We start from the raw sequence: 13,178 nt of genomic DNA, 5'->3' as shown, positions 1-13,178 counted from the left end.
ACCGGCCGAAGCAAAGACCCGCGCCGCAAACCCGAAGAGCCGCCAAAAGGAGACGTTGTGATTCGTAGCCAGGAAACGCTAAACCTGCTGCTCGACAGCATTGCCCGCTTCGTGCGCGAGCGCCTCGTGCCCGCCGAAGCGATCGTCGCCGAAACCGACCAGATTCCCGAGGCCCTGCTTGCCGAGATGAAGGCGCTTGGCCTGTTCGGCCTCTGCCTGCCGGAGGAATACGGCGGGCTTGGCCTCACCATGGAAGAGGAAGTGCTGGCCGCCATGGAACTCGGCAAGACGTCGCCCGCGTTCCGCTCCGCGGTGGGCAGCAACAACGGCATCGGGTCCATGGGCATCGTGATCGACGGGACGCCCGGGCAAAAGCAGAAGTATCTGCCGCGGCTCGCCTCGGGCGAACTCATCGGCTCATTCTGTCTGACCGAGCCGGAAGCCGGCTCCGACGCCGCGTCGCTGCGCACCACGGCCACTCGCGACGGCGACCATTACGTACTGAACGGCACGAAGCGCTTCATCACCAATGCGCCGGAAGCGGGCATCTACACGGTGATGGCGCGCACCGACCCGGCAAGCAAGGACGCCGGCGGCATTTCGGCATTCGTCGTGGAACGCGATACGGCGGGACTGTCGCTGGGCAAGATCGACCGCAAGATGGGGCAGAAGGGCGCCCACACGTGCGACGTGATCTTCGAGAACTGCCGCGTGCCGGCTGAGAGCTTGATCGGCGGGCGTGAAGGCGTGGGATTCAAGACCGCGATGAAGGTGCTCGACAAGGGCCGTCTGCACATCGCCGCCGTGGCGACCGGCGCCGCCGAACGCATGCTGGCCGACGCGCTGCGTTATGCGATGGAGCGCAAACAGTTCGGCAAGCCGATCGTGGAATTCGAGCTGATTCAGGCGATGCTTGCCGACAGCCAGGCCGAAATCTACGCCTCGCGCTGCATGATCGTGGACGCCGCGCGCCGTCGCGACGATGGCGAGCGCGTTACCGCTGAGGCGTCATGCGCGAAGATGTTCGCCACGGAAATGTGCTCGCGCGTGGCTGACCGCGCCGTGCAGATTTTCGGCGGCGCAGGCTACATGAGCGAATACGGGATCGAACGGTTTTATCGCGACGTGCGGCTCTTTCGCATCTACGAAGGCACCACGCAGATCCAGCAGATCGTGATTGCCCGTGAAATGCAACGCCGCGCGCAGGGCTAATGCCGGCGGCCGCGCAGGCGCCTGTCCCGTCTTCCCGCCTCGGCCATGCGAAGCACCGCATGCCGGCAAGACAGGAAGGCGGGAAACAGGCGCAAGGCTGACGCAAGCGCGAGCGGGAATCGCCGTACTTACTGGCCGCCCTCGGAACGCACGGTCAACGCGTTCTTGACCGACGTGACACCGGCTACGCCCTGTGCCACCTGCGTGGCCTGATCGATCTGCGAGGCGTCCGGCACGGTGCCCGCGAGCGTCACGGCGCCGTTGTTCGCGCGGACCGTGATGTTGGCCACTGAAATGCCTTTCGCATGGGCGAGCGCGGCGCGCACCTTCTTCTGCAAGGCGCGATTGGCCGTGCGTGCAGCCTTCTTGCTCGCCTTGGCCGACGCGGCGGTGTTGGCGGTGTCGGTTGCGGCGCTGGTGTCGCTCGCCTGCGCCCATGCGTTGACCGAAGCCGCGACGACGAGTGCGCCGACTGCCATCCTGATTGCGTGAATTGCCTTCATGCGTTTTCTCCAGTTGTCATGATGTCGAGGGCGTTCATTGCAACCGCCTGTTGCTGCGGGCGTTGCCGAATGAAACCTGAGTGAACGTTATTGCGGGAAATGCGGCGCTGCGCGTACAGCAACTGCTGATACTGCAGAAATTGTGGCGATAATGCGCGAGAACCAGCTCCGCACGCTCCGTGTTGCAAGCCCCGGGACGCGCGGCAAGCTAACGATACTCTAGTTGGGAAAAACGTGACTCGGAACGCGCCCACGGGCGAAGCATTGCAGCAACAGGCGAAGCGCAAGGGCCGCGTACGCACCGCGACGCCAGGCGGTACACGGTCCGCCGGCTGCGACTCGACGCCTTTGCTGCCCATCGTGCCGCTCACGCGCGACGAATTGCCGCTCGATACCGTCGAGCTGGCGCGCTTCATGGTGGGCAAGTATCTCGTCTACGACCTCGCCGAGCCGTTTCCGGTGCGAGGCGTCCCAGGCATCAGGAACGGGGAGGCCGAGCCTGTTCTGTACGAGCGCCGTTTGAGCGGACGGATCGTGGAGATGGAGGCCTACCCGGTCGGCGATTCGACAAGCCATGCGTTCATCGGGCGCCGTGCCTGGAACGGCTCGATGTTCCTCGATCGCGGCCACGCCTACGTGCGACTCACCTATGGCACGGAGTACATGCTCAACATGTCGAGTGAGCTGGCCGGCATCGGGGCGGGCGTGCTGATTCGCGCCATCGAGCCGCTCGAAGGCATCGCCGCGATGACTGCGCGCCGTAACGGCGCACCGTTGCGGGATCTGGCGCGCGGGCCAGGGCGGCTCACGCGCGCATTCGGTATTGGCCAGGCATTCGACGGTCGGGACCTCTGTACGGGGCACGGACTGTGGATCGGGCAGATGCCCATTCACGCTGATGCCGCGGTGAAGGCGGTGGCGGCGACGAAGCGCATTGGGCTGTCGCGTGAGATGCACCACATGTTGCGCTTCTACGAAGCGGGGAGCCCGTTCGTCAGCGGCCCTCGCAAACTGCTGGCGGCGCAATAGCTCGGGCCGGGTCACCAGCCGACGTTCAGCAATTTCTGCCCGCCACCGCGCTGGCACGGAGCGGCCACGGCCCGGGCGCGGAAAACCTTACATCTTGCTGTCGAGCGGCGCGGCAAGTCCGGAGCGTGTCATTCATTGTTCTCCCAGCCGAAAAAATCTTTATCTGAAATAGGGGTTTTCCCTTGGTGATCGGCTTCCTAAACTGGACTCACTTGCTCGACACATGGTGTGACGAGCCAGCGACAAAACAATTTTTGGAGGTAATCATCATGAACTCGAAGTCCCTGATCAAGGCTGCTGTTGTTGCCGTTGCGCTTGCTGCTCCGCTTGCTTCGTTCGCCCAGTCGAACGGCCCCGTGACTCGCGCACAAGTGCGCCAGGAACTGATCGACCTCGAACGCGCCGGCTACAACCCGGCGGTATCGAACGACGCTACCTATCCGGCCGACATCCAGGCCGCCGAAGCGCGCGTTGCCGCGCAGAACGGCACCGCGATGGCGCAACAACGTACCGCCGACACGGGCTACGGTCCGTCGACGTCGGGTTCGTCGCAGGCAGGTCAGCCGGTGCACGTGACGCCGCAGCAATCCACTTACTTCGGTAACTGATTCGGCGACTGAGCGAGGAAGTCGTGCGCGGCGCCCCACCGCGCACAGACTGATTGCTGCGCGACGATGCACGTCGCCGGATGCCGTTTCGCTCGAAGGCGGTCGCGCAGGCGCGCTCGGGGCGCTCTCATTAACGCGCCGTGCGCGGCTCGACCATAAGACAGGTTTTGTGGAACCTCCGCCGCCGGAAGGCGGCTTGGCCCAACCGCTATCGATTGGGCTTTTTTTGCATCACCGGCCTTTGCGTCACCCGCCGCGTGGCGCTCATACCTTGCCGCCCGTGATGTAGTGCTCCAGTTGTTCGATCGTGAATTGCTGTTCGGCAATGATGTTCTTCACCAGGTCGCCGATCGAGACCATTCCCACCAGTTTCTCCTGATCGATGACGGGCAGGTGCCGCATGCGGCGCTCGGTCATGAGCGCCATGCATTCGTCCGTGGTCTGGTCGAGGCGCACGAAGCGCACGTGCGGGCTCATGATTTCCCGCACCGGCGTGACCTTCGACGAGCGGTCCATCAACACGACTTTGCGTGCGTAGTCGCGCTCCGTAATGATGCCGACGATCGACTCGCCTTCCTTGACGACGAGCGCGCCGATCTGCTTTTCCGCCATCAGCTTGATCGCGTTGTAGACCGAGTCATCCGCCAGGATGGTGTAGACGGTTTGCTCCGGCTTCGATTTGAGTACTTGTGCAACGGTTGTCATGAGGCGGCTCCGTTTCGTCAGAGAAGGTCTGCCGGCGTGGCGCCGCGCATCCCCGACTTCTCTCGGCGACGCGCTGCCGGCAGGCTCCGTTCCAGTATAGGCGGCGCAAACCGGCCGGGGCATTGGGGGTGACGATGCCCCGCTCCGCCCGCATTGCGGTGCGCCGGGGCGATTGGCGGTAAACTGCCCGTCCATACCACATCCCGGCAGCACGCCGGATCAAGCCTTGGCATCTTCGAACATCATGTCTACGCCTCACGAGCCGCCGTGCGCACCTGGCGCAATCACCGACGAATGCGTCGTGCTCGATGCAGCCGCTACGCTTCCCACCCGCTACGGCACATTCATGTCCTACGTCTTTCGTGTCGCCGATGGCGGCGCGGAGCACGTGGCGCTCGTGATGGGCGACGTCGCGAACGGAGAACCCGTCCTGACGCGGCTGCATTCCGAATGCCTCACGGGCGATGTGCTGGGTTCGTATCGCTGCGACTGCGGCGAGCAGCTCGATCTCGCGTTGCGCTACATCGCGGCTGAAGGGCGTGGCGCGCTGCTGTACCTGCGCGGCCACGAGGGGCGCGGCATCGGACTCTCCAACAAGATTCGCGCGTACGCGCTTCAGGAGCAGGGGCTCGATACCGTCGAGGCCAATCTGGAACTGGGCCTGCCCGACGACGCGCGCGAGTACGACTCGGCGGCCGCCATCCTGCGCATTCTGAAGGTCTCGTCAGTGCGGCTGATGAGCAACAATCCGAAGAAATTCGACACGCTCGCGAAGCACGGCATTCCCGTCTGCGAGCGCGTCGCGCTGGCAATTCCCGTGCGCGAGGAAAACGAGCGGTATATCCGGACCAAGCAGGTCAAGTTCGGGCATTACTTCGAAGAGAACGAGTAGCCAGAATTCGATAGTCGTCCGCAGTCGCCTGTTGTGAGCCAGGATGATCCGCCGTCAGCACATCGACGCTTGTCCCCGTGCGTCAAGACTTGAGAGGTCGGCGCAGGTTTTTCGGCGTTGCCAGGAAAGCTGCGCCGGATATTTTTTCCTCAGAAATAAACTACGCCGAGGGAAGAATGCGCTTCGAGGCACGCGCCGCAGCCAAGCCGCCGAGCGGCGATCACATGACGTTCGAGGGGTTTTCGGGGCTGCGCCTGCAAGCTTCGACGAACCGCAAATCCTGGACGTATCGCGACAAGTCGGCCGTCGACAGCCGCAGGCGACAGGTTAAGCTCGGTGAATGGCCGGCAATGTCGCTCGCCGGTGCCATCGCTGAGCATATCCTGGCGCGCGAAGCCGAAGCCGACGCGACTTCAGCGACCATGACACGCCTGCTGGCATCGTCGCGTGACCGGATTCAACGCCATACGATCGCGACCGTAATCGCAGGTCAGAACCGGTAGTCGAGCCTCGCATATGCAGACTGCGCCGACGCATGCCCCACGTTCAGCAGCGCGTCCAACCCCACCGCGACCGACATGGACTTCGCGGGATGGAAGCTTACGCTGGCACCCGTCGTGAGATAGGCCCGTGGAAGGTCGGTGCCCGGCGCTGAAAACGTCGTACCGTCTTGCGACGTGACGGCTAAGCCGCGAGCATGGCTTAGCGCCTCCCAGGCATAGCCAATCCGCCACTGGACGTCGATCGGCGCGAGCGTATTGCCGAACGCCTTGTCGATCGCGAGCGAGACGAAAGGTTGCAGGCTGCGTGCGTTGTCCGCGTCGACGGAAAGGTTCTGCCCTTGCGCACCGCTTTCGCCAAACCCGTTGCCCCGGAAGTACGCATACCGCAGTCCGAGCCGCGGCGTCATCGTGACGCTGCCGACAGCGATCGGCATCCCTGCTTGCAGTGCGGCACTGAACTCGTTGCCATAGTGATCGCCCTCGGCCGTACCGATCGATCCGAACGGCCGCTTCTGCGAAAGAAAATCGAGACCGTAGCCGACCGTTGCAGCCAGATCGATCGGGCCGAAAGAACGCGCGCCATAGAGCGCTACGCGCAGCGTGTCGGCGGCGCTCGAATCGCCGGTCAAAGATTCGTCGATCGAGGTGTGCGAGTAACCGGCGGCGATGCCTACCGTGCCGGCCCCTTCGCGATGATCGATACCGGCCATGAACCCGTATTCGCGCGCGAGAAAGCCGGGGCGGCCGTCGGTACCCGAGACCTTCGTGCTCGATCCCGTCGCCGAAATCCAACTGCCGGCCGGCGAGGTGGCCGAACCGCCGGCTACGCTGTTCCGTCCTGAGCGGGCGAGGAGGGCGGAGCTGATCGTCTGTGCCCGGTTCAGGGCCGACGTGCCCTCCGTTGCAAAGATGGTGGTGTCCTGCGGCGCAATCACGACCGGGGTGGTTCCGCCTGTCGTCGTGTTAGACGCAGCGGCGAGAGCAAGGTCGACCTCGTTCGCGCCGTAGGTGATCGATTGTTGCAGCGACGATAGATCCGCCCCCGCGAGCGCGCTGTTGGTGACGCTCGAGAACCTGCCGCTCACGCCGTTGCCGGCGCTCAGCAACGCATAGCGGCCCGCGCTGTAGGTGCCCGGGTCATAAACGATGTGCAGCGTGCCGTTTAGCGCCGCGGCGCCACCGACGTGCAATTGCGATGCGGCGGTCGGGCTGACTTCGATCGAAAGCGTGCCGTTGGACGCCTGGGTATAGTCGCCGCCGAGCGTCAACGTTCCGATCGTGCCGCCTGGCGCAACCACGCCCGCATTCGCGACGTTGCCGGCAACGGTACCGTGACCGCGCAACGTCCCATTCGACGCGACCTGTACATTCCCGCCTAGCAGCGCCGACGGATTGGCGGCATCGCCAACTTCAAGCGTGCCGGCGGCGACGGTCGTCGTTCCGGAGAACGCGCTGCTGACGCCATCGAGCGTCAGCGTGCCCGTGCCTTGTTTAACGAACGCACCAGGGCCCGACAAGGTACCGCCGAATGTCGTATCGGTTGCATCGCCTACGGTCAACGCGTTGCTGCCTAGCACGACGCGCGAGCCCGATGCGCCGCTGAGGCTGGCGAACTGCTGAGCGCTGGCGGCCGAAAGATCGAGCGTCGCATTCGACGACGCGAGCGTGATGGGCGTCGCCGACGACAGCACGCCGCCTCCCGATAGCGCGAGCGTGCCCGCAGTGATCATCGTGCCGCCGGTGTAACTGTTCGCGCCGGTAAGCGTCTGCGTGCCCGATGTCAGCAAGAACCCGCCCGTGCCGTTGATGGAGCCCGCGAACGTGCCGGACGCGTTGGTCACGCCGAGCGTGCGCGCGCCGAGCGTCACCGTGCCTGTGCCGGTCAACTGCTTGACCTGCGCACCGCTCGTGGCTCCCGAAATGTCGAACGTACCGTTGTCGACTACGCCGCTCGATGCCGAGATGGCGCCCGCACCGGATAGCGCCAGCGTGCCGCTGCTGATCGTCGTTGCCCCGGTATAGGTATTGCCGCCCGCCAACGTCGTGGTGCCGCTGGTGGTCACGCCGCCGGTGCCGCCGATGGCGCCGCTGAATGTACCGTTGCCGTTTGTGATCGTTAGCGTGCGGGTTCCGAGTGCAACCGTGCCCGACCCCGTCAGATTCTCGATCTGTGCGCCGCTCGTCGTTCCTGAAATGTCGAATAGACCGTTGTCGAGCAGACCACTGGACGCCGCGATACTGCCGCTGCCGGTAAGGGCGAGTTGTCCCCCGCTGATGGTCGTGCTGCCGGTGTAGGTGTTGACGGCCGCCATCGTGATGTTGCCGCCGGTGCCCGTCACGACCGTGTTGCCTGCGCCGGCCACTACGCCGGATATGGTGAGGCCGGTGGCCATACCGCTGAAGGTCACGGTCGAGGCCGAGTCGGTCAGCACCACCGACGGGGCCAGCGACAGCCCCGGATTTTGAGCGGCGATGGTGGCGGTTGCGCCGGCATCGAGGGTGACTGCGCCGTTGAGCGTCGAGCCCGACAGGAGATTCAGCGTGTTGCCGGTGCCACCGAACTCGATCGACGATGCGTTTGCTCCGCCGCTCAGGCCGCCGCTGATCGTCCCTCCGTTGGTGATCGTCGTGTTGCCATACGTCACGATACCGGCCCCCGCAACGCCTGCCGAGCTGTTGCCCCCGCTGATCGTCCCGATGTTGGCGATGGAACTGCCCGCGCCGACGAGGCGAACGCCGGCGCCACCGCCGCCTGTCGTGTTAGGGATTTCGGAACTTCCGTTACCCGGAGCCCCGCCTGCGCCGCCGGTCACGCTGCCCGTGTTGACGATATTCGTGTTGGCGCCGAGCAGAAGCATGCCGTCTCCGCCTGCGCCGCCGCCGCCGCCGGATCCGGTCGCGCCGCCACCACCGCCTGCGCCGCCGGCACCGCCGGCCACGGTCGCGTTATTGACGATGCCTGTGCCGACGGCGGTCGACAGCAAACCGGTGCCGCCGCCACCACCGCCGCCGCCATTTGAAACCACAGGGGCTGCGCCTTGCCCGCCCACGCCGCCCGCGCCGCCTAGAACCGTCGCGCCGGAGTCCAACGTCAGATTAAATCCGGAAAAAACGAAGCCCGCGCCGCCGCCGCCGCCGCCCGTGCCGAAGTTCGTCGCGAGCGGGCCGGCCGTTCCGTTGATTCCGACTACCGAGGTGTTGACCCCGAGCGAGCCGGAGCCCGATCCGCCGATAGCGCCCCCGGGTCCGCCTGATCCATCCTGAGTGGCTGCCCCCTGGCCGCCGACGCCCGTCGAGGATGCGAACCCGGAGATGAGGTCGGTCGTCCCGGTGCTCACATTGAAGGTGCTCGCGCCGCCGCCGTTGCCGTTGCCGGCGCCGCCGCTACCGGTGCGGGCCGGTATGCCCGCGCCGCCAACGGCGCTGCATCCCGCGGTGGACGTTGCGGAGCATGTGACGGCCGATGCCGTCGGTGAGAAGCCGGCGAGGCCCACTGCCGCCGCGATAATGGAAAGGGTCGGCGCGGCCGAGTGAACGAGGGCGCCGCGCACGGGCCGGCTGTCATTTGTATTGCCGCGCGGGGTGGCCGTGAGTTCGGACGCCACTTGCACCTGCCGTCGGACGGGATTCCAGACGAGCCGATAAACGCGATTCATTATTCTTTTCCCCCGGCGCAAACCGGCCGGGTTTTGAATGAGCCGGGGAATGCGTCAGCGTTGTGGAGCATTTGTTGTTTGCGCTTTGAAGACCGTTTTATTGGTACGTTGTGGACGGTCTAAGCGCAGGGTTTTAGTGCGCGGCAGAATATAACATGCGCTGAATTAACCCATTATTTCCAGCTCGGCGGATTTATTGCGGGCGGCCTGGAATAGGCGAGGGCCCATTCGACCATTTCCGGGTGGCGGAGGGCTTCCGTCGGCGCACCGAGCGCGAGATGGTGGCGCGTGGTGGCGCGTGGCGACATCGTGTTCCAGCCGACCGTCACGAAGCCGGCGCTCGATATCGCTGTCGAAGCCTACTCGCGGTTTGCGATGCGCCTGCTTGCCAGCATCACGCGATTCGACTGGGTGATGGACCACTTCGATTTCCCCATCTGGAACGCTGTGCGCGACCTGTCCGACGTCGACGAGGAAAGCCGCGCCCCCCGAATAGAGCTTCCAGCGGTTCTACAACGATGCCGGCAATGTCTGCGCCGCCGCTTTAAGGATTTTCGCCAAGGCCGCTGGATTGCCAATGCGAGCGGTTGGACCCGCAACGGATAGCGCACCGCAAACCTGTCCTCCGCTCACGACCGGCACCGCGACGCATGTCAAACCGGCGATTAACTCTTCGGCATCCAAGGCATATCCCCGCTCGCGGATTCGCGCCAACTCGGCCTGAAGCTGATCGATTTTGACAATCGTATTCGGCGTGAACCGCTCCAGTCCCAGCTCGCACACTCGTGGAAGAAGCTTGGCTTCTGCCGAAGCGAGCAGCACCTTGCCCACGCCGGTTGCATGTAGCGGCCCGCGCCAGCCGACCTGGGAAAACATACGAATGGGATGCGGGGAATCGACTTTCGCAAGGTAGACGACGCGGTCGCCGTCGAGCGCGGCAAAGTGCGCCGTTTCGCCCGTTTCATTTACGAGGCGCTGCAGCAGCGGTGCAACCTGCTCGGCCAGCGCTGCCTGGGCACTTGCACCGGCGCCGCGAAAAAGCTCAGCGAGCCTGAAACTGAGGCGATACGTTTTGTCATCCTGAATGATCCATTCGCGTTGCGCCAGCGTCTTGAGGAGCCGGTACACGGTTGCACGCGGCAACTCGAGAGACTGCGCCAGCTGACTGACGCTGAGAAGACTGTTCGAAGTGGCCATCAGTTCGACGAGCCGGATGGCGTGTTCGACGCTATTGACCGTCGCGATCTCTCCCATCAGTTCCCTCTCCTCAACGTAGTGCGCGCAGACGACCATCCACCGCTTGCCACAAATTGGACAAGCGCCTATGATGTTCATAATTGATACTAACACGTTCACTATAGATACACAAGGAGACGCAATGAACGACATCAACAGGGAAGGGCCGTGGGTCGCTTCCGTCATCCAGGGCACGCCTGTTCCTTTTGACCAGCGCCGCACCCTGGCAAAGGTCGACGACCTCGTCGCGTCGGCTGTGGCTCGCAGCGCGAAGCTGGTGGTCTTCCCCGAAGCGTTTGTGGGCGGCTATCCGAAGGGACATGCGTTCGGCTCGTACGTAGGTGGACGCAGTGACGAAGGGAGAGATGCGTACCGCGAGTATTGGGAATCGGCGATCGATGTACCGGGGCCGTGCGTCGACGAACTCGCCGCAATAGCGGGCCGCCACGGCGTGCACATGGTGATCGGCGTGATCGAACGTGACGCAGGAACGCTCTATTGCTGTGTGCTGTTTTTCAGCCCAACAGGAGGTCTTCTCGGCAAACATCGCAAGCTGATGCCGACCGGCGCGGAACGACTGATCTGGGGCTATGGTGACGGCTCCACCATGCCCGTGCTCGACACGGCACTAGGAAAGCTCGGCGCCGTGATCTGCTGGGAAAACTACATGCCCATGATGCGCACCGCGATGTACTCGAAGGGTATTGAACTCTATTGCGCGCCCACGGCCGACTCGAGGCCGACATGGGTCGCGTCGATGCAACACATCGCCATAGAAGGTCGGTGCTACGTGCTTGCAAGCAACCAGTTTTTGCGCCGACGCGATTTTCCCCACGCATACGCCAGTCTATTCGGCGACGATCCTGAAGCGGTGGTTCAGGCCGGAGGAAGCTGTATCGTCGATCCGTTCGGCCAGATCCTTGCGGGCCCCGCGTTTGGCGAAGAAACCATTCTCACAGCAGAGATCGATCTGCGAAACGTTGCGCGCGGCAAGTTCGATTTCGACGTGACGGGCCACTATAGCCGTCCCGACATCTTTCGCTTGACCGTCGACGAACGCCGCCAGGCGCCGGTCACGGTGATCCCTTCCGTGCGCCAGCAGGAAACCGGTTACGAGGATCTCGTCAAATGATCACGAAAGAAGACATTCGCGCGGCCGCGCAGCGTATCGCTCCTTACATTCGCACCACGCCGGTCATGCGGGTCGAGCCCGGCCTCTCCAACGTGCCAGGCGATACCTTCCTGAAGCTCGAATCGCTCCAGGTGACGGGCTCGTTCAAACCGCGAGGTGCGTTCAACCGGCTGCTCGGCGAGCCGCTTCCGCGTGCTGGCGTGGTCGCGGCGTCCGGAGGAAACCACGGTATCGCCGTCGCGTACGCGGCGCAAAAGCTCGGCGCTCGCGCAGAGATCTATGTGCCGAGCCTTGCGACCGCGCTCAAGCGCAAGATGCTGACAAATCTTGGCGCACAGGTTGTCGTCGCTGGCAACAACTATGTCGAAGCGCTCGCGGCCAGCGAGGCGCGGGCGGCTGAAACGGGCGCCCTGAAAGTGCATGCTTTCGACGACCCCGCGACGGTCGCAGGACAAGGAACCATCGCGATCGAACTCGACGCGCAAGTGCCGGAGGTCGATACCATTCTGATTTCCGTTGGCGGCGGCGGCTTCATCGGCGGCATCGCAGCCTGGTTTGCTGGCCGCGTGAAGCTAGTGGCCGTCGAACCGAAGCAATGCCCGACACTTAATCGCGCGTTGCAGGCCCATATGCCCGTCGACGTCGACACGGGCGGCATCGCCGCAGACTCGCTCGGGTGCAGACGTGTCGGCGACGTGCCTTTTTCCGTTCTTCTTTCGAGCGTTCAGGATTCCGTACTGGTGTCGGACGAGCAGATTCGCGAAGCGCAATTGGCGCTATGGCAGAAGTACAGGATCGTTGCGGAGCCGGGAGGTGCAACTGCCTTTGCGGCACTGACCTCGGGCGCCTATGTGCGTTCGCCCGGTGAGAAGATCGCCGTGGTGGTTTGCGGCGGCAACGCCGATCTGGCATCGTTTGCATAGCCGGGCGGCGGTTGTGTCAGACAGCGTCGCGGCGTGGCCACGTCTTGACGGGGACAACATGCGCGGCCACGATGGTGGCCACAGACCTTGAACAGCGGTGGCCGGAGCGTTCCCTCAACGTTTAGGCCTGCATCTACGAATCGTTTCAATATCCCAACGCTTCGCTAACACGTACCGCACGCATCCTCACCTGGGCGCAGCCAATACATGCCATCGCAGCCTCCTTGGACGGGGCTACATTCGACCAGGTGTATCGGGCACAGTGAATGCGCAGCGAATGCCGCCATCGATCAGGAATGTCGCCGTCGTCACAAAGCCGGAATCATCGCTGGCAAGATAGGCGGCCATTCCGTCTTGACGCTGCGGAACAGCCTTTCCACCGGGCAGTTGTCCTAGCAATTTCCACGACGGCTCATGCTCTGCTGAATCCGATAGCGCCGCAGGCGCTGATGGAATTTCCGACTTGCATACTGCGCGCCTTGATCCGGGTGGAACAGCACGCCTTGCGGCCGACCACGCTGCTCATGAGCCATCTCCAACACCTGCACGAGCAGGTCGGCATCGGGGCGTGTCGAGAACGCCCAGCCAACCACCCGACGCGTGAACAGGTCGAATACGACGGCCGGATAATGCCAACGGCCCTGCGTCCAGACATAGGTGATGTCACCACACCAGAGCTTCGGCTCTCGACGAACAGTTCGTGTACCCGACTACGCAGCACCGTCTCGCCGACACCAACCGAGCGGCTTGCCTCCATATGGCAATAGCCTGGTCGAGTA

11 protein-coding genes and 2 pseudogenes are annotated in these 13,178 nt (G+C 63.9%); 8 read left to right on the top strand and 5 right to left on the bottom strand.

The features are described from left to right. Positions 1-57: 57 nt before the first annotated feature. Entirely contained in the window at positions 58-1,212 is a 1,155-nt protein-coding gene (locus tag PXJ20_RS25445; protein WP_277599734.1) for an acyl-CoA dehydrogenase family protein, read from the top strand. A gap of 128 nt (positions 1,213-1,340) precedes the next feature. Here the strand turns inward: PXJ20_RS25445 and PXJ20_RS25440 are convergent, their stop codons facing one another. Beyond that, entirely contained in the window at positions 1,341-1,715 is a 375-nt protein-coding gene (locus PXJ20_RS25440) for a BON domain-containing protein (protein WP_026121703.1), read from the bottom strand. Between the two features lie 348 nt (positions 1,716-2,063). Between PXJ20_RS25440 and PXJ20_RS25435 the strand changes: the two genes are divergently transcribed. Beyond that, entirely contained in the window at positions 2,064-2,744 is a 681-nt protein-coding gene (locus PXJ20_RS25435; protein ID WP_421032672.1) for a DNA-3-methyladenine glycosylase, read from the top strand. Between the two features lie 269 nt (positions 2,745-3,013). Beyond that, complete coding sequence (locus PXJ20_RS25430) at positions 3,014-3,352, top strand: DUF4148 domain-containing protein (RefSeq protein WP_042303940.1); 339 nt, start codon at positions 3,014-3,016, stop codon at positions 3,350-3,352. A 264-nt stretch (positions 3,353-3,616) separates the two neighbouring features. Here PXJ20_RS25430 and PXJ20_RS25425 read toward each other — a convergent pair whose 3' ends face one another. Continuing rightward, positions 3,617-4,057, bottom strand: coding sequence for a CBS domain-containing protein (locus PXJ20_RS25425; RefSeq protein ID WP_421032390.1), 441 nt, complete (start codon positions 4,055-4,057; stop codon positions 3,617-3,619). Positions 4,058-4,301: 244 nt separating this feature from the next. Between PXJ20_RS25425 and ribA the strand changes: the two genes are divergently transcribed. Both ribA and PXJ20_RS25415 read left to right on the top strand, forming a co-directional pair. After that, positions 4,302-4,949, top strand: a complete 648-nt coding sequence (gene ribA / locus PXJ20_RS25420) for a GTP cyclohydrolase II (RefSeq protein WP_026121705.1) — start codon at positions 4,302-4,304, stop codon at positions 4,947-4,949. 176 nt (positions 4,950-5,125) lie between these two features. Next, positions 5,126-5,452 carry an integrase arm-type DNA-binding domain-containing protein gene (locus PXJ20_RS25415; RefSeq protein ID WP_421032389.1) on the top strand — a complete coding sequence of 109 codons (327 nt, stop codon included), beginning with the start codon at positions 5,126-5,128 and terminating at the stop codon, positions 5,450-5,452. Here the strand turns inward: PXJ20_RS25415 and PXJ20_RS25410 are convergent. Next, positions 5,440-9,108: an autotransporter domain-containing protein gene (locus tag PXJ20_RS25410; RefSeq protein WP_421032388.1), complete on the bottom strand. Its 3,669-nt coding sequence runs from the start codon at positions 9,106-9,108 to the stop codon at positions 5,440-5,442. The two genes, PXJ20_RS25415 and PXJ20_RS25410, sit on opposite strands and share 13 nt — an antisense overlap. A gap of 242 nt (positions 9,109-9,350) precedes the next feature. Between PXJ20_RS25410 and PXJ20_RS25405 the strand changes: the two are divergent. Beyond that, positions 9,351-9,588 (top strand): annotated as a pseudogene (locus PXJ20_RS25405) (ATPase); the annotation flags it as partial. 30 nt (positions 9,589-9,618) lie between these two features. On the opposite strand, the gene PXJ20_RS25400 reads toward PXJ20_RS25405, so the two are convergent. Further along, the gene (locus tag PXJ20_RS25400; RefSeq protein ID WP_421032387.1) at positions 9,619-10,362 is read right to left on the bottom strand and encodes an IclR family transcriptional regulator; all 744 of its coding nucleotides are present in this window, start codon (positions 10,360-10,362) and stop codon (positions 9,619-9,621) included. Positions 10,363-10,486: 124 nt separating this feature from the next. Between PXJ20_RS25400 and PXJ20_RS25395 the strand changes: the two genes are divergently transcribed. After that, positions 10,487-11,476, top strand: a complete 990-nt coding sequence (locus tag PXJ20_RS25395; RefSeq protein WP_421032386.1) for a nitrilase-related carbon-nitrogen hydrolase — start codon at positions 10,487-10,489, stop codon at positions 11,474-11,476. Then, positions 11,473-12,399, top strand: coding sequence for a threonine/serine dehydratase (locus PXJ20_RS25390; protein WP_421032385.1), 927 nt, complete (start codon positions 11,473-11,475; stop codon positions 12,397-12,399). The genes PXJ20_RS25395 and PXJ20_RS25390 overlap by 4 nt, the downstream gene beginning before the upstream one ends. Before the next feature lie 395 nt (positions 12,400-12,794). Here the strand turns inward: PXJ20_RS25390 and PXJ20_RS25385 are convergent. Continuing rightward, positions 12,795-13,079, bottom strand: a pseudogene (locus PXJ20_RS25385) (DDE-type integrase/transposase/recombinase); the annotation flags it as partial. Between the last annotated feature and the right edge of the window lie 99 nt (positions 13,080-13,178).

The sequence above is a fragment of the Paraburkholderia sp. A1RI_3L genome (assembly GCF_048957895.1).
GTDB lineage: Bacteria > Pseudomonadota > Gammaproteobacteria > Burkholderiales > Burkholderiaceae > Paraburkholderia > Paraburkholderia kururiensis.
The sequence above is the reverse complement of the archived record's forward strand: the minus strand, read 5'-3'. Positions and strand labels throughout refer to the sequence as shown.

Excerpts from the sequence above, each read along its gene's own strand:
- PXJ20_RS25410 (WP_421032388.1), bottom strand. The coding sequence starts at position 9,108 with ATGAATCGCGTTTATCGGCTCGTCTGGAATCCCGTCCGACGGCAGGTG.
- PXJ20_RS25395 (WP_421032386.1), top strand. The coding sequence starts at position 10,487 with ATGAACGACATCAACAGGGAAGGGCCGTGGGTCGCTTCCGTCATCCAG.
- PXJ20_RS25400 (WP_421032387.1), bottom strand. The coding sequence starts at position 10,362 with ATGGGAGAGATCGCGACGGTCAATAGCGTCGAACACGCCATCCGGCTC.
- PXJ20_RS25390 (WP_421032385.1), top strand. The coding sequence starts at position 11,473 with ATGATCACGAAAGAAGACATTCGCGCGGCCGCGCAGCGTATCGCTCCT.
- PXJ20_RS25430 (WP_042303940.1), top strand. The coding sequence starts at position 3,014 with ATGAACTCGAAGTCCCTGATCAAGGCTGCTGTTGTTGCCGTTGCGCTT.
- PXJ20_RS25440 (WP_026121703.1), bottom strand. The coding sequence starts at position 1,715 with ATGAAGGCAATTCACGCAATCAGGATGGCAGTCGGCGCACTCGTCGTC.
- PXJ20_RS25415 (WP_421032389.1), top strand. The coding sequence starts at position 5,126 with ATGCGCTTCGAGGCACGCGCCGCAGCCAAGCCGCCGAGCGGCGATCAC.
- PXJ20_RS25425 (WP_421032390.1), bottom strand. The coding sequence starts at position 4,057 with ATGACAACCGTTGCACAAGTACTCAAATCGAAGCCGGAGCAAACCGTC.
- ribA (WP_026121705.1), top strand. The coding sequence starts at position 4,302 with ATGTCTACGCCTCACGAGCCGCCGTGCGCACCTGGCGCAATCACCGAC.